We start from the raw sequence: 16,551 nt of genomic DNA on the forward strand, positions 1-16,551 counted from the left end.
GGCCAAGGGCAGGGATCAAGGCGGCGCGGCCGCCTTTTTCTTTGCGTCGGCCGCCCGCATCTCCAGCGCGGCCTGCAGGCGCAGCGCCTCCTGCGGCGTGAAGAGCGCGGCCTGCAACTGCGCCCGTGCGGCCTCGTCCGCGGCGGCGTAGCGCGAGAGGCGGCCCTGCCAGTCCTGCTCCTGCTGGTCGAGCGCGGCGAGCCGCTGCGCCGCCTCGTGGCCGTATTGTTTCGAGCGCTCCTCGAAGCGCTCCTGCGGGCTGGCGCCGCGTGCTTCCAGCGCGGCGGTCTGCTCGCCCACGGCCAGCTGCGCGACGGAGGCCGTACGGTCGGCGCGCTGCTCGGGCGTGAGCCAGGTTTCCTCGGTCTTCGCCAGCGCCTGGCGTTTCTGCTCGGGCGTGAGGTTCGCGTTGCGCTCGATCTCCAGCTTCTCGACGCTGAAGCGGTCGAATTTCTCCTCGGCGCCGAACAGGCCCTCGACCTCCTCGGGCGCGAAGTAGCGCGAGCGGATGCCGGCGCGCGCATCGAGGATCCGGCGCAGCCCGGCCGGGTCGCCGATGCTGGCCGCCGGCAGCGCCTCGAGCGCGGTGCGGTAGTCGATGTAGCGCTCCAGCAGGCCCAGCGCGCGCACCCGCCATTCGGGCGGCAGGTACTTGTCGATCTTCGCGCGCATCTCGGCCATCAGGCCTTCCTTGTCGCGTGCCTGGCTGCCGTCCAGCATCTGCTCGAAGGTGCGCAGCAGGGCGGGCGTCAGCAGCGGATCGGGGATGTGCGGGCTTGCGCCTGACGCGGCGTTGGGGGCAGCCGGCAGGGTGGACGAGGTGGCCGGCAGGGCCGCGGATGCGACCGCGGGAGCCGATGTCTCCTCCTCGCCGCCGGCCAGCCACCACGCGGTGCCCGCGGCCAGCACCGCCGCGGCCGCCGCGAGCGGTAGCAGGAGCTTGCGGGGCATCGTCTCCTCAGAGGCCGAGTTGCTTCAGCTTCGCCGCCTGGTTCACGTACAGCGTCACCGGGCTCACCGAGAACAGGTCGCGCAGCCCGAGCATCTGGTTGACCTCGTCCAGGTGGTTCTGCCTGTAGCTGCCGAGGTAGGTGCCCAGGTGCGAGCTGCAGGCCGAGGCGAGGCCGTCGTTGGGCTCGCCGTGCACCACGCTCAGCAGCGACAGCGGGTAGTCGGAGGCATCGAACACGTTGGTCAGCGGCTGGGTGCCCGACCACGAGAAGTAGCGCACGCCGTTGACCAGTTCGGCCCCGTTGCCGCAGGCGGTGGTGGGCACGCCGTCGGGGAACTTGGCGTTGAACTTCGCGGAGCCGGCGGTGTTGAGCGAATCGAGCGCGCCCAGGCCGCTCTGCGGCGTGTTGTTGCCCGAAAGAATGCCGATCAGGCTGGAGAAGGCATTCACCGCGCTCACCACCACCGTGCGGCTCAGGCTGCCTTCGGGCAGCGTGTTGCCCAGCAGGTCGGCCACCTTGCTGCCCTTGTGCGGGCTGCCCACCGTGGTGACCGAGGCCACCAGCTGCGGCGCCACGCCCGAGACGTAGCGCGCCGTGGGGCCGCCGTGCGAATGGCCGATCAGGTTGACCTTGCTCGCGCCGGTCAGCGCCAGCACGTCCTTGACCTGCTTGAGCAGCTGCTCGCCGCGCACCTCGCTGCTGTTGGTGGCCGCCACCTCGGCGACGAAGACCTTCGCGCCCTGCGCGCGCAGCTCGCCCGGAATGCCGTACCAGTAGTCGATGCCGGCGATGGTGTCGAAGCCCAGCATGCCGTGCACCAGCACGATCGGATAGGCTGTCTGGGCGCTGGTGCCGGCCGCCTGCGCCGTCTGCGCCAGGGGCGCGAGCGCGAGCATGCCGCCCACCAGCAGCGCGCCGGCCATCCGCCGTACCGCGCCTTCCTTCTTGCCCGTCGTCCTTGTGCTCGCAGCCGCAATCCTCTTCGCCAGTCGAATCATCGGAACTCCCTTGTGGGTTGATCGGTTGGGGGGCACGCAAAAACGAACGAGCGTGCACTTTTCATTCTGCGAAACCGACCAGGCCGGATCGATCCGGACTTTCCCTTTCATGATTCGGACTTACTCCTGCAGCCCCTGCGGCGCATGCGAGGGCGATAGACTCCCCCAACCCGCGCACGAATAACCGCTTTTGCCTCCGAGTCCAACCATGTCTTCCCCAATGCCGCCTCCCATGAAGCTCTCAGGCCTGGAGCCGGTCTCCATCGGCGAAGGCACGCTGTTCGTCAACATCGGCGAGCGCACCAACGTCACGGGCTCCAAGGCCTTCGCGCGCATGATCCTCAACGGCCAGTTCGAAGAAGCGCTGGCCGTGGCGCGCCAGCAGGTCGAGAACGGCGCGCAGGTGATCGACGTGAACATGGACGAGGCCATGCTCGACAGCAAGGCCGCGATGGTGCGCTTCCTCAACCTCATCGCCAGCGAGCCCGACATCGCGCGCGTGCCGGTGATGGTCGACAGCTCGAAGTGGGAGGTCATCGAGGCGGGCCTGCGCTGCATCCAGGGCAAGGGCATCGTCAACTCCATCTCCATGAAGGAGGGCGTCGACAAGTTCAAGCACGAGGCCATGCTGGTGAAGCGCTACGGCGCCGCCGCCGTGGTGATGGCCTTCGACGAGAAGGGCCAGGCCGACACCTACGCGCGCAAGATCGAGATCTGCGAGCGCGCCTACCGCATCCTGGTGGACGAGGTGGGCTTCCCGCCCGAGGACATCATCTTCGACCCGAACATCTTCGCCATCGCCACCGGCATCGAGGAGCACGACAACTACGCGGTTGACTTCATCGAGGCCGTGCGCTGGATCAAGCAGAACCTGCCGGGCGCGAAGGTGTCGGGCGGTGTGAGCAACGTGAGTTTCAGCTTCCGCGGCAACGACCCGGTGCGCGAAGCCATCCACACCGTGTTCCTGTACCACGCCATCAAGGCGGGCATGGACATGGGCATCGTCAACGCCGGCATGGTGGGCGTGTACGACGACCTCGAGCCCGAGCTGCGCGAGCGCGTGGAAGACGTGGTGCTCAACCGCCGCCCCGATGCCGGCGAGCGCCTCGTCGAAGTGGCCGAGACCGCCAGGAGCGGCGCCAAGGACGACAGCAAGAAGCTCGAATGGCGCGGCACGCCGGAGAACCCGGTGCCGGTCAACCAGCGCCTGTCGCACGCCATGGTGCACGGCATCACCGACTTCATCGTGGAAGACACGGAGGAGGCCTACCGCGCCATCCTCGCCACCGGCGGCCGGCCGCTGCACGTGATCGAAGGCCCGCTGATGGACGGCATGAACATCGTGGGCGACCTGTTCGGCCAGGGCAAGATGTTCCTGCCGCAGGTGGTGAAGTCGGCTCGCGTGATGAAGTCGGCCGTGGCCCACCTCATTCCCTACATCGAGGAAGAAAAGCGCCAGGACGAGGCCGCGGGCCGCGACGTGCGCACCAAGGGCAAGATCATCATCGCCACCGTGAAGGGCGACGTGCACGACATCGGCAAGAACATCGTCACCGTCGTGCTCCAGTGCAACAACTTCGAAGTGGTGAACATGGGCGTGATGGTCCCGTGCCACGAGATCCTTGCCAAGGCCAAGGTCGAGGGCGCGGACATCGTGGGCCTGTCGGGCCTCATCACGCCGAGCCTGGAAGAAATGCAGTACGTGGCCGGCGAGATGCAGAAGGACGACCACTTCCGCATCCGCAAGATTCCGCTGCTGATCGGCGGCGCCACCACCAGCCGCGTGCACACGGCCGTCAAGATTGCGCCGCACTACGAGGGCCCGGTGGTCTACGTACCCGACGCCTCGCGCAGCGTGAGCGTGGCGCAGAGCCTGCTGAGCGACCAGGCCTCCGCGTACATCGACGAGATCAACGCCGACTACGTGAAGGTGCGCGAGCAGCACGCCAACAAGAAGCAGGTGCCGCTGTGGCCGCTGGCGAAGGCGCGCGCCAACAAGACGCCCATCGACTTCGCGAACTACCTGCCGCCGGTGCCCAAGTTCATCGGCCGGCGCGTGTTCAGGAACTTCGACCTGACCGAACTCGCGAAGTACATCGACTGGGGCCCGTTCTTCCAGACCTGGGACCTGGCAGGCCCGTTCCCGGCCATCCTGAAGGACGAGATCGTCGGCACCGAGGCCGTGCGCGTGTATGCCGACGGCCAGCGCATGCTCAAGCGCCTCATCGAAGGCCGCTGGCTCAGCGCGAGCGGCGTGGTGGGCTTCTGGCCCGCCAACACCGTGAACGACGACGACATCGAGCTCTACACCGACGAATCGCGCAGCGAGGTGGCGCTCACCTGGTACGGCATGCGCCAGCAGACCGAGAAGCACGAGATCGACGGCGTGATGCGCCCGAGCCGCTGCCTGGCCGACTTCGTCGCGCCCAGGGACAGCGGCGTGAAGGACTACGTCGGCATGTTCGCCGTGACCGCCGGCCTGGGCGTGGAGAAGAAGGAGAAGTACTTCGTCGACGACCTCGACGACTACTCCGCCATCATGCTCAAGGCCCTGGCCGACCGGCTGGCCGAGGCCTTCGCCGAGGCGCTGCACCATCGCGTGCGCACCGACCTGTGGGGTTACGCGAGCGACGAGAGCCTGAGCAACGACGACATGATCGCGGAGAAGTACCGCGGCATCCGCCCCGCTCCCGGCTACCCGGCCTGCCCCGACCACAGCGTGAAGAAGCCCATGTTCGACCTTCTGAACTGCGCGGACATTGGCATGAGCCTGACGGAAAGCCTCGCTATGATGCCCGCCGCCAGCGTGAGCGGGTTCTACCTGAGCCACCCCGATTCGACGTACTTCAACGTCGGCAAGATCGGACACGACCAGTTGCAGGACCAGGCCGCGCGGCGCAAGGAAAGCGAAGCCGAGCTCGAACGCCTGCTCGCGCCCAATCTTTGAACCTGCCGGCCGGTGCGGCCGCCCGGCGCGGGGAGTTGTTATTCAGAAGCTGATGTTTGCAGCCGCGCAGTACGCGGCACTGGCGGTCTTCGTGATGGGCTGCTGGGGCTATGGACGCGCGCTGCTGGGCCGCCTGGCGCCGCCCCCGCGCCGCGACGCGGGGCTCGAGGCCGCCATGGCCGTGGCGCTGGGCGTGGGCCTGTTCATCTGCGCGTTCCAGGCGCTGGCCATCTTCGGAGCCTTCAAGGCGGGCGCGACCGCGGTCCTCGTCGCGGTGGGCGTGCTGGCCGCGGCGGTGCAGCTTCCGGGCTGGCTGCGCGAGCGGCGCGCGCTGCTCGCCAACGTGCAGGCCTTGCCCTGGAGCTACCCGGAACGTGTCGCGGCGATCGCGCTGGCCCTGGTCGCGCTGCCGGCGCTGGTGGCGCCGCTCGCCCCGCCCATCGCCTTCGACGAGCTGATGTACCACCTGCCCTATGCGCGGCAGGTCGCGGAACACGGCTCGCTGGGCATCCACGACTGGCTGCGCTACCCCTGGTTCCCGTACAACTACAACCTGTTGTATGCCGCAGCGTTGCAACTGGGCGACGACGTGCTGCCGCATTTCCTCAACGGCCTGGCCGGGGCGCTGTCGGTGGTCATGATCTACCGCCTCGGCATGCTGCACGCCAACCGGCTCACCGCCTGCATCGGCGCGGCCATCTGGCTGGGGCTCGGCGACTATTCCAACGCGCTCATCGACATGGGCGTGGCGCTCTTCGTGCTCTCGGCCTGCGTGGCGCTGTGGTGGTGGCGCGAATCCGAGGTCGGCAAGCCGGCGCACGGCGGCATCCGCTGGCTCGGTGTCGCGGCCTTCTGCCTGGGCTTGGCGGCCGGCTCGAAGTATCAGGCGCTGGTCTTCCTGCCGCTGGTGGCGCCCTTCGTCTTCCGCCACGAGCGCAGCCTCAAGGCCTGGGCGCTGGTGTTCGCCTGCTTCCTGCTGCCCTGCGTGTACTGGTACGCGCGCAACGCCATCATGACGGGCGACCCGTTCAACCCCATCGGCGCGCGCGTGTTCGGCTTCACCGAATGGACGCCGGCCGACTACGTGCAGCAGGTGGCCGACGTGCGCGTGCATGCCGAGCTGCCCAATGCGCTGCTGTGGTCGGTGTTCTTCGCGCCGTTCAGCGTGCTGTGGAAGCGCTCCGCGGCGGTGCGCGCGGCCGGCTGGTTCTGCCTGTACTCGGTGGTGGTCTGGGTCGTGACCTCGCGCTATCCGCGCTACCTGACGGCATCTTTCCCGCTGCTGGCGGCCATCGCGGCCATCGGCTGGCAGGTGGTGTTCGGCTGGGCGATGTCGGGTGTGAGGCGGCTTTTCGGTTCGAAGCCGCAAGAGCCGCAGAAGCCGCCGCAGCCGCAGCCGCAGCCGCAGGATGCCGGCGCCGCCGTGGCGCGCTCCGGCGCACGCGTGGGCGACTGGGTGCTCGTGCTGCTGCTGGCCGCGATGGCCGCCGTCTCCGTGCGCCAGACGGCGGTCAAGGTCTCGATGGTCGCAGTCACGCCCGAGGCCCGCGAGGCCGTGCTGCGCAAGCATGTGCCGGGCTATGCCGTCATGGACTACCTGCGCCGCACCGCCAAGGGCCGCGTCTACCAGATCGCGCTGAACGAGGCGATCTACTACGGCCCCAATCCCATCTGGGGCGACACCCTCGGGCCCTGGCGCTACACCGACTTCGGGCGCCTGTCGGGCGGCGATCTCGCGCGCAAGCTCTCGGGCCTGGGCTTCGTGGCGATCGTCCTCCCCGACTCCGTGGTGCCGGTGTTCACCGCGCGCATCGATTTCGACAAGTACTTCGCAGTGGAATACGAGAAGGACGGCAGCCGCGTCTACCGTATCCTTCCCGCCGCACCATGACCGACGACGCCGACTTCCCCACCAGCAGCCGGAGCCGCGCCGGCGGCGGCCTGCGCATCGCCGTGGTCATCCCCTGCTACAACGAGGCGCTCGCCATCGCGCAGGTGGTGCACGGTTTTCGCGCCGCGCTGCCCGGGGCCGAGATCCACGTCTTCGACAACAACTCCAGCGACGACACCGCCGCCGTGGCGCGTGCGGCCGGCGCCACGGTCACGCACGTGGCCCTGCGCGGCAAGGGCAACGTGGTGCGGCGCATGTTCGCCGACGTCGATGCCGACGTGTACGTGATGACCGACGGCGATGCCACCTACGACGCCGGTGCCGCGCCGCGCCTAGTCGAACGACTGGTGCACGACAACCTCGACATGGTGGTCGGCAGCCGCGTGGACGACGGCCAGGACGTGCACACCTACCGCGCCGGCCACCGCTTCGGCAACCGCATGCTCACGGGCGCGGTGGCGCAGCTCTTCGGCGGCGGGCTCACCGACATGCTCTCGGGCTACCGCGTGTTCTCGCGGCGCTATGCCAAGTCGTTCCCGGCGCTGTCGCGGGGCTTCGAGACCGAGACCGAGCTCACCGTGCACGCGCTCGAGCTGCGCATGCCGTATGCGGAGGAAGCCACCGCCTACAGCACGCGCCCCGAGGGCTCGGTCAGCAAGCTCTCGACCTACCGCGACGGCTGGCGCATCCTCAAGACCATCTGCAAGCTGTTCGTGAGCGAGCGGCCGCTGCAGTTCTTCTCGATCATCGGCGGGCTGCTGGCGCTGATGTCGATCGTGCTGGTCGTGCCGGTCGTCATGACCTACGTCCACACCGGCCTGGTGCCCCGGCTCCCCACGGCGGTGCTGGCCACCGGCGCGATGCTGGCGGCCATGCTGTCCTTCGTGTGCGGTGTCGTCATGCAGGCCATCACCCTGGGTCGGCGCGAGGCCAAGCGGCTGAGCTACCTTGCCATACCGAGCGTGCGCGAGCACGCGTCGCGCGCCCTCGGCGGCCGGCGGGAATGAAAATCGGCCGCGAGTTCCTGGCGTTCGCCGCGGTAGGCGTGATCGGGCTGGTGGTCGACGTGGTGGTGCTGTACCTGCTGGCGCCGCTGCTGGGCTGGTATGCCGCGCGCGTGGTGTCGTTCCTCGCCGCGGCGACCACCACCTGGGCCTTCAACCGCCGCTACACCTTCGCGGCGAGCGCGGCCGCCAGCCGTTCGATCTGGCGCGAGTACTTCGGCTACCTGGCGACCATGGCGGCCGGCGCGGTGCTCAACTACGGCGCCTACGTACTCACGCTGCACTGGGTGGAAGGCCGCTGGGCCGCGGCGCTCGGCGTGGCACTGGGCAGCCTTGCCGGCATGAGCGCCAACTTCCTGTCGGCGCGCTACCTGGTCTTCCGCTCGCACCGCAACGGCTGAGGCCGGCGGCGCGGTGCGCTCAGTGCGCGCCCGAGACGACCACCGGAATCTCGGTCGCCGGCGGCGTGTTGCGGCTGCGGCCGCAGCGCACGATGCCGTCGATCATCACCATGCCCACGCCCGGGATGTCGCCGAGCTGCACGCTCTCGAGCAGCCCCGGCGCAGGCGAGTGCTGCGCGCGATCCATGAAGACGAAGTCGGCGGCACGGCCCGTTTCGATGAGGCCGCAGTTGAGCTTGCGGATCTTCGCGGTGTTGCCGGTCGCGAAGCAGAACACCAGCTCGGCCGGGATGTTCGCGATGGACGACAGCATCGCCACCATGCGCAGGATGCCCAGCGGCTGTACGCCAGAGCCCGCCGGGCCGTCGGTGCCGAGGATCACGCGGTGCGGGCACTTGAGCTCCAGCGCGGCCTTCGCCGCCGCGATGGCGACCTTCTCGTTGCCGTTGTGCACGATCTCGATCGCGCGCGAGCTCTTCTCGCACAGCTCGCACACATGCGCCTCGGGCAGCGAGGTGTGGCCCCCGTTGATGTGGCCGATGACGTCGGCGTCGGCCTCGAGCACCACGTCCTTGTCGATCAGGCCCGAGCCCGGAATCGACGGGCCGCCCGTGTGGATCGTGCTCTGGATGCCGTACTTGCGCGCCCAGGCGACCATCTCCTTGGCCTCGTAGCCGGCCTTGACCGAGCCCAGGCCCACTTCGCCGAGCAGGCCCACGCCGGCCTCGGCGAGCTCCTTGAAGTCGCTCTCGACCATGCCCTTCTCGATGACGGGCGCGCCCGCCAGAACCTTCACGCCGCCGGGACGGAAGTTGTCGAAGGCGCGCTGCGCGGTGATGGCCAGCGCCTTCAGGCCCACGATGTCCTTCGGTCGGCCGGGCAGGTGCACCTCGCCGGCGGAAATCATCGTGGTCACGCCGCCGTGCATGGTGGAGTCGATCCAGCCGAGCTGGCCCTGGCGCGGCGTCCAGTCGCCGAACACCGGGTGCACGTGGCTGTCGATCAGGCCGGGCGCGACGCAGGTCTTCTTCGCATCGATGACGGTGGCGGCGCCTTCGAGGTCGCAGTCCTTTTCCTTGCCGACCGCGACGATCAGGCCGTCGTTCACGACGATGGTGTCCGCGTCGAGGATGGGCTTGTCGATGTCGCCCGAGAGCAGCAGCCCGATGTTCTTTATGACGACCTTGCCCGACTTGCCGCCGGCTGCGATTTCTGCCATTTCGATGTGTCCTCGTGGGATGGGGTGGAGTTGTTCTCTTCGTCCTGCGGCTCGTCGGCGTCGGCGCGCACGGTGCGCAGCAGCGTCTCGATCACGAAGTCTTCCCAGTGCGCGATGGCCTCGGGCGACTCCAGCGGCTCCCCGAGGAAGGCGGTGAGCGTGTGCCGGTTGGAGGTGTAGAAGTAGCCCGTGGACGCGATCAGCAGGTAGATGTCGCGCGCCACCAGATCCTTGCGGAACAGGCCCTGCGAGGCACCGCTCGCCAGGATCTCCGCGATGATCGCCACCGCGCGCGACGAATACTCGCGGGCGCGCAGCGACTTCGAAATGTGCCGGCCCTTGTGCAGGTTCTCGGTGTTCAGCAGCGTGACGAACTCGGGGTTCTTGCGGTAGTAGCCCAGCACGAAGCGGATGACTTCGGTGAGCGCGTCCACCGGCCGCGAGGTGTCGAGCGCGATGGCGGCCTCGGCGTCGTCCATGCGCTGGTAGATGCCTTCGAGCACTGCAATGAAGAGGCCTTCCTTGCTGCCGAAGTAGTAGTAGATCATCCGGTCGTACGACTTCGCGGCCTTGGAGATCTTCTCCACGCTGCCGCCGTCGTAGCCGTACTTGGCGAAGACCTTGGTCGCGGCCTTCAGGATGCTGTCGCGCGTGGCCTGGGCAGCCGCCTCGCGCACGCCCGTGCGGCGCTGCGGCTTGGTGACGGCAGCCTTGCGTTCCATTACAGGCGGTCGCCGCCGGGCCGCCCCAAGGCGGACCGCGCCTCCCCCTCGGGGGGTGGAGTTACACGCGCGAAGCGCGTGAAAAGCCGGGGGGCCGACATTACTTCTCGGCGAAGGCGCGCTCGACGACGTAGTCGCCGGGCGTCGAGGTGTTGCCTTCCTTGAAGCCGCGCTTTTCCAGGATGTGCTTCAGGTCCACCAGCAGGCCGGGGCTGCCGCACAGCATGACGCGGTCTTCCTCGACGTTCAGCGGCGGCAGGCCCAGGTCGTCGGTGAGCTTGTTGCTCTCGATCAGGTCGGTGATGCGGCCCTGGTTGCGGAACTCCTCGCGCGTGACCGTGGGGTAGTACAGCAGCTGCTTCTCGATCATCTCGCCCAGGAACTCGTGCTTGGGCAGGTGGTCGGTCACGAGGTCGTGGTAGGCCAGCTCGTCGACCTGTCGCACGCCGTGCACCAGGATGACCTGCTCGAACTTCTCGTAGGTGTCCGGGTCGCGGATGATGCTCATGAACGGTGCGAGGCCGGTGCCGGTGCCGAACAGGTACAGGCGCTTGGCGGGCAGCGTGTAGTCGATCAGCAGCGTGCCCGTGGGCTTGCGGCCCACGATGATGGTGTCGCCCACCTGGATGTGCTGCAGCTTCGAGGTCAGCGGGCCGTCTTCCACCTTGATGCTCAGGAACTCGAGATGCTCCTCGTAGTTCGGGCTCACGATGCTGTAGGCGCGCAGCAGGGGCTTGTTGTTGACCTTCAGGCCGATCATCGTGAAATGACCGTTCGAGAAGCGCAGGGCCGGGTCGCGCGTGGTGGTGAAGGTGAACAGGCGATCGGTCCAGTGGTGGACGCTCAGGACGCGTTCTTCGCTGAATGCACTCATACGGAACTCAAGAGTTGGTTGGTAACAGGGGAGGTTGGCTGAGCCTGCGTGCACGCCTTTGGGGCGAAAGCCGCCGGCCGGCTCCGAACCCTCCATTGTCGTTGGTCGGAGAAACCCCGATGAACACCGCTAGAAAACACCATTGCAAGCATCGGGCCCGTTTGCTACATTGACCTTTGATGTAGTGAATGCAACATGAAAGTGTAGGGAATGCTACACAAACGGAAGTCGATGCACAAGCGGGCGGACGGCACGTTTGTTGCAAACCCCGACAGCCCGGATTCGCACTTCGCCCAACACCGAACGCCCACGAGATCGCCCCGATGACAGAACACACCAAGACAGACGGCCTCCCCGGCATGGACATGCCCGTGGTGGCCGAAGCCGGCAGCAGTGCCTTCGGCAAGGCACCGCCGCGCAACGAGCGCATGAGCACGGCCAAGGTCGAGTGCAACGCCTGCCCGGTGCTGTGCCAGATCTCCGATGGCCGCACCGGCGCCTGCGACCGCTACGCCAATAAAGAGGGCGTGCTGGTGCGGGTCGATCCCGTCGTGCTGCTGCGCCGAACCGTCGAGAGCGAGAAGCCCGCGCTCGTGCCCTTCGACCGCCCCGGCGCCGATTCTTCCGATGCCGCCCCCGACTGGAACGGCGACCTGCTGCATGCCGACGAAGTTTTCGTCACCGGCGTGGGCTCCTCCACCACCTACCCCGACTACAAGCCCGCGCCCTTCATCGTGGCTTCCAAGGCCCAGGGCGTGGACATGGTCACCGTCGTCACCGAAGGCATCTTCAGCTACTGCAGCTTCAAGGTGAAGATCGACACCGACCGCTTCCTCGGCCCCGAGCAGGCCAACGTGCGCTACCGCGGCGAGGTCGTGGGCCACGTCACCACGGCCGAATACGGCTCGCAGATGCTCTCGCTCGGCGGCGTGCACCACCTCACCGGCGGCAGCAAGAAGGAAGGCCGCATGACGGCCGAGCTGATGCAGCTGCTTGGCAACAAGAAGGCCGTGGAGTGCACCATCGACGGCGGCTCCACCCTCGTCATCCAGGCCGGCAAGGCGCCCATCGTCAACGGCGTGGAAGAGCAGCGCATGCGCGTGGGCTGCGGCTCGGCCGCGGTCGGCATCTTCGCGCGCCAGTTCGCGGGCGTGGCCGACGAGGTTGTGGTGGTCGACGACCACATCACCGGCGTGCTCACCGAGCACCAGGCCGGCCGCTGCCTCGACATGGCGCCCTCGGGTATCCAGATGCTGGGGCGCAAGTCCACGCCGGGGCGCTACTTCCAGGTGGCGAACCCGGGCAACGGCTGGGGCGGCACCGACATCGCCGATCCGCTCGCGATCATCGAAGGCTGGGAAGAGGGCGTCGCACGCCCCGGCATGCGCCTGCTCATGACGTCGACCACCGGTGAGCACGCCCAGTGGTACGTGCTCGACGACGCGCTCAAACCTGTCGAGCAGCCGATGCCGCCGGAGGTGAAGCGCATCGTCGATCGCATCGGCGAGAACTGCGAGCCGTCGCTGTGCACGGTGCTGTTCCTGGGTGGCGCGGGCGGCAGCCTGCGCGCGGGTGTCACCGAGAACCCGGTGCTGCTCACGCGCGCCATCAAGCGGGCGCTGGTCAACGTCACCTGCGGCGGCGCGCCGGCCTATGTATGGCCCGGCGGCGGCATCACGGTGATGGCCGACGTCATGCGCATGCCCGACAACAGCTTCGGCACCGTGCCCACGCCGGCCATCGTCGCGCCCATTGAGTTCAGCATGCGGCGCGACGACTACGAGGCGCTCGGCGGCCACATGGAGCACATCTTCCCGCTCGAGCAGGCGCTCGCCCGCGGTGCATGGCAGGAAGACGGCGCACCGCTCGCGCGCCAATGGCTCGCAGTGGACGACGCCAATCCGTGGCCCCTGGGCCACGCCCCCATGCTGGGCTGATCATGCCTGCCGAACGCACGGCGCTCGACAAAAGCCGCTGGCACTTCAACCACGGCCCGATCGACATCGTGGCCGAGGCGCACGGCGACCCGTACGCCGTGGCTGCCGCGCACGACGCGGCGTGGGCGCGCTTCGTCCACGTGCTCGACGAACTGGTGCGCGAACTGCCGCTGCTGCGCCTGCCCGTTACCGACAGGATGCGCCCGCGCAACGTGGTGGCGCGCCGCATGTGGGACGCCTGCGCCGCGTTCTCGCCGACCTTCATCACGCCGATGGCGGCGGTGGCCGGCTCCGTGGCGCAGGAGCTCATCGCCTTCTACGAGCGCCCCGGCGTCGAGCGCGCGTGGATCAACAACGGCGGCGACATCGCGCTGCATCTCGCGCCCGGGCAGTCCGCGCGCGTGGGCGTGTTCGCCGACATCGCGCGCTTCGACCTGCGCAGCCATCTCGCCGGCGAAGGCGGCATCCTTACCACCGATGGCCAGTTCGAGCTGCGCGCCGACCAGCCCGTGCGCGGCGTCGCCACCAGCGGCTGGCGCGGGCGCAGCTTCTCGCTGGGCATCGCCGACAGCGTGACGGTGCTGGCCGCCACCGCGGCTCAGGCCGACGCCGCGGCGACAGTGATCGCCAACGCCGTCGACGTGGACGACGAAGCCATCGCGCGCCGCCCCGCGAACGAGTGCAAGGACGACAGCGACCTGGGCGACATGCTCGTCACCGTCGACGTGCCCGCGCTGGCCCCCGCGCAGGTGCGCAGCGCACTCGATACGGGCGCGGTGTGCGCCAAGGTCCTGCAAAAAGGAGGGCTCGTGTGGGCCGCTCTACTCGTTTGCCAGGGGCAGTGGAGACTTGTCGAGCCCTTATGCTCGAAGGCGCTCGGCACAGCGTTGCCCAGATCCGTTGGTTCAGTATTTGCTTAACGAAAAGCAAGGTTCTTTTTCATGATCGAAATCCGCCGCGTCTTCACCCATGTCGAGCACATCCACCACGAGTTCGGACCGCGCGCCGACACCCCGCTGGTGCGTGGTGCCATCGGCGCGGTGCTGACCAATCCGTTCGCGGGCCGCTACGAGCCCGACATCCTGCCGATGATGGAGCTTCTCGACCCCGTGGGCGTCGACATGGCGCACAAGCTGCACGCCGCCATGGACGTGCCGCTGGAGCAGATCGCCACCTACGGCAAGGGTGCCATCGTCGGCGCCGACGGCGAACTGGAGCATGGCGCGCTGTGGCACGTACCGGGCGGCTACGCGATGCGCGAACTGCTCGGCTGGAAGGGCAGCCGCGCGGCCTACACCGCAGGCAAGGCTGAAGAGAAGACCGGCCAGCCCGGCAATGCGCTGTCGATCGTGCCCTCGACCAAGAAGGTCGGCCCGCCCGGCGCCGCGCTCGACGTGCCGCTCACCAACATCAACGCCAGCTACGTGCGCGGCCAGTTCGACGCCATCGAGGTGCGCGTGCCCGGCGCGCCTGCGGCCGACGAGATCGTCTTCATCCTCGCGATGAGCACCGGCTACCGCATCCATGCCCGCGTGGGCGGGCTGCTCGCCAAGGACATCAGCAAGTGGGACGGCCTGCGCTGACCCGCGAAGACCCGCACAGAGACAAGACAAGGAACACACAGAACATGACCGCCAACATCCGCAAGCTCGTCGTCCAGGTCGACGAAACCCGCAAGGAAATGGGCCAGGACATCACGCCGCCCACGCGCCGCGCCGTCGCCATCGCAGTCATCGAGAACCCCTACGCGGGCCGCTACAGCGAGAACCTCGACGAGCTCATCGCCATCGGCGAGGAACTCGGCGCGCTGCTGGGCCAGAAGGCCGTGAAGGCGCTGGGCATCGAGCCCGGCCAGGCGCAAAGCTACGGCAAGGCCGCCATCGTCGGCGAGCGCGGCGAGCTCGAGCATGCCGCCGCCATCCTGCATCCCAAGCTGGGCGCGCCGCTGCGCGTGGCGGTCGAGAAGGGCGCGGCACTCGTGCCCTCGGCCAAGAAGCAGGGCACGCTGGGCACCGCCATCGACGTGCCGCTGGGCCACAAGGACGCCGCCTTCGTGCGCAGCCATTTCGACGCCGTCGAGGCTCGCGTGAGCGACGCGCCGCGCGCCAACGAGATCGTGGTGGCGGTGGCCGTTACCGACAGCGGCCGGCCGCTGCCGCGCATCGGCGGCCTGCAGGTCCATGAGATCAAGGGCGAAGACGGTCTTCGCTGATCGTTTCTTTCGCCCTTCCAGCCCATTCACGGTGTTTCCTTTCCTCTTTCGATTTCAAGGAGCTTTCCCCATGACCCCATTGCGTCACGTCTTCAGCGCCGCAGCCCTCGCAGCGCTGACCACTGCTCTCGTTCCCGCGCATGCGCAAGGCGTGATCAAGATCGGCGAAGTCAACAGCTACAAGGCCCAGCCCGCCTTCCTCGAGCCCTACAAGAAGGGCATGGAGCTGGCCGTCGAAGAGATCAACGCCAAGGGCGGCGTGAACGGGAAGAAGGTCGAGCTCATCATGCGCGACGACAACGCCAACCCCGGCGACGCCGTGCGAGTGGCCGAAGAACTGGTGGCGCGCGAGAAGATCGACGTGCTCACCGGCACCTTCCTGTCGAACACCGGCCTGGCCGTGGCCGACTTCGCCAAGCAGAAAAAAATCTTCTTCCTGGCCGGCGAACCGCTGACCGACAAGATGACCTGGCAGGGCGGCAATGAATACACCTACCGCCTGCGTCCCGGCACCTACATGCAGGCCGCGATGCTGGTGCCGGAAGCCGTCAAGCTCAAGAAGAAGCGCTGGGCCGTCGTGTACCCCAACTACGAATACGGCCAGTCGGCCGTGGCTGCATTCAAGACACTGCTGAAGGCCGCGCAGCCCGACGTCGAGTTCGTTGCCGAGCAGGCGCCGCCGCTCGGCAAGGTCGACGCGGGCGCCGTCGCCCAGGCGCTGGCCGACGCCAAGCCCGATGCGATCTTCAACGTGCTCTTCGGCGCCGACCTCTCGAAGTTCGTGCGCGAAGGCAACACCCGCGGCCTCTTCAAGGACCGCTCGGTCGTCAGCGTGCTGACCGGCGAGCCCGAGTACCTCGATCCGCTGAAGGACGAAACGCCCAACGGCTGGATCGTGACCGGCTATCCCTGGTACGGCATCCAGACGCCCGAGCACAAGGCCTTCTTCCTCGCGTACCACGCCAAGTACAACGACTACCCGCGCCTGGGCTCGGTGGTCGGCTACAGCATGATCAAGTCCGTCGCGGCCGGCGTGGTCAAGGCCAAGGGCACCGAAACGCCGAAGCTCGTCGAAGCCTTCAAGGGCCTGCAGGTCGATACGCCGTTCGGCAAGATCAGCTACCGCGCCGAAGACCACCAGTCCACCATGGGCGCCTTCGTCGGCAAGACGAAGAACGAGAACGGCAAGGGCGTGATGGTCGACTACACCTACTTCGACGGCGCCAAGTTCCAGCCCTCCGCCGCCGACGTCAAGAAATCGCGCGCCGCCGATTGATATGGCTCGCCCCCAGGCTGCGCGCACTTCGTGTCGCTTCGCCAACCCCCTTCCGGGGGCAACACCAACGGCCCGGCAAAGCCGGTTCCGTGGTGTTCCCCGAATTTCTCCCTCCCC

At 68.0% G+C, this 16,551-nt stretch carries 14 protein-coding genes; 9 read left to right on the top strand and 5 right to left on the bottom strand.

Annotated elements, in window-relative coordinates; all coding sequences use genetic code 11:
- Nucleotides 1-15: 15 nt before the first annotated feature.
- Together ACHMXA_RS04590 and ACHMXA_RS04595 are read right to left on the bottom strand one after the other, a co-directional pair.
- The gene (locus ACHMXA_RS04590; RefSeq protein WP_395318852.1) at nt 16-951 is read right to left on the bottom strand and encodes a lipase secretion chaperone; all 936 of its coding nucleotides are present in this window, start codon (nt 949-951) and stop codon (nt 16-18) included.
- Nucleotides 952-958: 7 nt separating this feature from the next.
- A complete protein-coding gene (locus ACHMXA_RS04595) occupies nt 959-1,876 on the bottom strand; it encodes an esterase/lipase family protein (protein ID WP_395321221.1) in 918 nt (305 codons plus the stop codon).
- Between the two features lie 307 nt (nt 1,877-2,183).
- Here ACHMXA_RS04595 and metH point away from each other — a divergent pair, with 307 nt between their 5' ends.
- From metH to ACHMXA_RS04615, 4 genes are read left to right on the top strand one after another with little or no spacing between them, the layout of a single operon-like run.
- Nucleotides 2,184-4,898, top strand: coding sequence for a methionine synthase (gene metH / locus ACHMXA_RS04600; RefSeq protein ID WP_395318854.1), 2,715 nt, complete (start codon nt 2,184-2,186; stop codon nt 4,896-4,898).
- Nucleotides 4,899-4,950: 52 nt separating this feature from the next.
- On the top strand, nt 4,951-6,789 hold the full coding sequence (locus ACHMXA_RS04605; RefSeq protein ID WP_395318856.1) for an ArnT family glycosyltransferase: 1,839 nt from the start codon (nt 4,951-4,953) through the stop codon (nt 6,787-6,789).
- A complete protein-coding gene (locus ACHMXA_RS04610) occupies nt 6,786-7,796 on the top strand; it encodes a glycosyltransferase family 2 protein (protein WP_395318858.1) in 1,011 nt (336 codons plus the stop codon). Before ACHMXA_RS04605 ends, ACHMXA_RS04610 begins: the two co-directional genes overlap by 4 nt.
- A complete protein-coding gene (locus ACHMXA_RS04615) occupies nt 7,793-8,194 on the top strand; it encodes a GtrA family protein (RefSeq protein ID WP_395318860.1) in 402 nt (133 codons plus the stop codon). Before ACHMXA_RS04610 ends, ACHMXA_RS04615 begins: the two co-directional genes overlap by 4 nt.
- A 19-nt stretch (nt 8,195-8,213) precedes the next feature.
- On the opposite strand, the gene ACHMXA_RS04620 is transcribed toward ACHMXA_RS04615, so the two are convergent.
- The 3 genes from ACHMXA_RS04620 to ACHMXA_RS04630 all read right to left on the bottom strand — a co-directional run bounded on the left by ACHMXA_RS04620 (nt 8,214) and on the right by ACHMXA_RS04630 (nt 11,009).
- Entirely contained in the window at nt 8,214-9,413 is a 1,200-nt protein-coding gene (locus ACHMXA_RS04620; protein WP_395318862.1) for an amidohydrolase family protein, read from the bottom strand.
- A complete protein-coding gene (locus tag ACHMXA_RS04625) occupies nt 9,368-10,135 on the bottom strand; it encodes a TetR family transcriptional regulator (RefSeq protein WP_395318864.1) in 768 nt (255 codons plus the stop codon). The genes ACHMXA_RS04620 and ACHMXA_RS04625 overlap by 46 nt, the downstream gene beginning before the upstream one ends.
- Before the next feature lie 100 nt (nt 10,136-10,235).
- Nucleotides 10,236-11,009: a ferredoxin--NADP reductase gene (locus ACHMXA_RS04630; protein ID WP_395318866.1), complete on the bottom strand. Its 774-nt coding sequence runs from the start codon at nt 11,007-11,009 to the stop codon at nt 10,236-10,238.
- Nucleotides 11,010-11,332: 323 nt separating this feature from the next.
- Between ACHMXA_RS04630 and ACHMXA_RS04635 the strand changes: the two genes are divergently transcribed.
- The 5 genes from ACHMXA_RS04635 (at nt 11,333) to ACHMXA_RS04655 (ending at nt 16,434) form a co-directional block, all read left to right on the top strand.
- Nucleotides 11,333-12,946, top strand: coding sequence for a 6-hydroxynicotinate reductase (locus ACHMXA_RS04635; RefSeq protein ID WP_395318868.1), 1,614 nt, complete (start codon nt 11,333-11,335; stop codon nt 12,944-12,946).
- 2 nt (nt 12,947-12,948) lie between these two features.
- Complete coding sequence (locus tag ACHMXA_RS04640; protein ID WP_395318870.1) at nt 12,949-13,866, top strand: UPF0280 family protein; 918 nt, start codon at nt 12,949-12,951, stop codon at nt 13,864-13,866.
- Nucleotides 13,867-13,887: 21 nt separating this feature from the next.
- Complete coding sequence (locus ACHMXA_RS04645; protein ID WP_395318872.1) at nt 13,888-14,529, top strand: amino acid synthesis family protein; 642 nt, start codon at nt 13,888-13,890, stop codon at nt 14,527-14,529.
- Between the two features lie 44 nt (nt 14,530-14,573).
- Nucleotides 14,574-15,158, top strand: a complete 585-nt coding sequence (locus ACHMXA_RS04650) for an amino acid synthesis family protein (protein ID WP_395318874.1) — start codon at nt 14,574-14,576, stop codon at nt 15,156-15,158.
- Between the two features lie 70 nt (nt 15,159-15,228).
- On the top strand, nt 15,229-16,434 hold the full coding sequence (locus ACHMXA_RS04655; RefSeq protein WP_176665636.1) for an ABC transporter substrate-binding protein: 1,206 nt from the start codon (nt 15,229-15,231) through the stop codon (nt 16,432-16,434).
- Nucleotides 16,435-16,551: the final 117 nt, after the last annotated feature.

This window comes from Variovorax sp. UC74_104, assembly GCF_044055375.1.
Lineage (GTDB): Bacteria > Pseudomonadota > Gammaproteobacteria > Burkholderiales > Burkholderiaceae_C > Variovorax.

Excerpts from the sequence above, each read along its gene's own strand:
- ACHMXA_RS04590 (WP_395318852.1), bottom strand. The coding sequence starts at position 951 with ATGCCCCGCAAGCTCCTGCTACCGCTCGCGGCGGCCGCGGCGGTGCTG.
- ACHMXA_RS04595 (WP_395321221.1), bottom strand. The coding sequence starts at position 1,876 with ATGGCCGGCGCGCTGCTGGTGGGCGGCATGCTCGCGCTCGCGCCCCTG.
- metH (WP_395318854.1), top strand. The coding sequence starts at position 2,184 with ATGAAGCTCTCAGGCCTGGAGCCGGTCTCCATCGGCGAAGGCACGCTG.
- ACHMXA_RS04605 (WP_395318856.1), top strand. The coding sequence starts at position 4,951 with ATGTTTGCAGCCGCGCAGTACGCGGCACTGGCGGTCTTCGTGATGGGC.
- ACHMXA_RS04610 (WP_395318858.1), top strand. The coding sequence starts at position 6,786 with ATGACCGACGACGCCGACTTCCCCACCAGCAGCCGGAGCCGCGCCGGC.
- ACHMXA_RS04615 (WP_395318860.1), top strand. The coding sequence starts at position 7,793 with ATGAAAATCGGCCGCGAGTTCCTGGCGTTCGCCGCGGTAGGCGTGATC.
- ACHMXA_RS04620 (WP_395318862.1), bottom strand. The coding sequence starts at position 9,413 with ATGGCAGAAATCGCAGCCGGCGGCAAGTCGGGCAAGGTCGTCATAAAG.
- ACHMXA_RS04625 (WP_395318864.1), bottom strand. The coding sequence starts at position 10,135 with ATGGAACGCAAGGCTGCCGTCACCAAGCCGCAGCGCCGCACGGGCGTG.
- ACHMXA_RS04630 (WP_395318866.1), bottom strand. The coding sequence starts at position 11,009 with ATGAGTGCATTCAGCGAAGAACGCGTCCTGAGCGTCCACCACTGGACC.
- ACHMXA_RS04635 (WP_395318868.1), top strand. The coding sequence starts at position 11,333 with ATGACAGAACACACCAAGACAGACGGCCTCCCCGGCATGGACATGCCC.
- ACHMXA_RS04640 (WP_395318870.1), top strand. The coding sequence starts at position 12,949 with ATGCCTGCCGAACGCACGGCGCTCGACAAAAGCCGCTGGCACTTCAAC.
- ACHMXA_RS04645 (WP_395318872.1), top strand. The coding sequence starts at position 13,888 with ATGATCGAAATCCGCCGCGTCTTCACCCATGTCGAGCACATCCACCAC.
- ACHMXA_RS04650 (WP_395318874.1), top strand. The coding sequence starts at position 14,574 with ATGACCGCCAACATCCGCAAGCTCGTCGTCCAGGTCGACGAAACCCGC.
- ACHMXA_RS04655 (WP_176665636.1), top strand. The coding sequence starts at position 15,229 with ATGACCCCATTGCGTCACGTCTTCAGCGCCGCAGCCCTCGCAGCGCTG.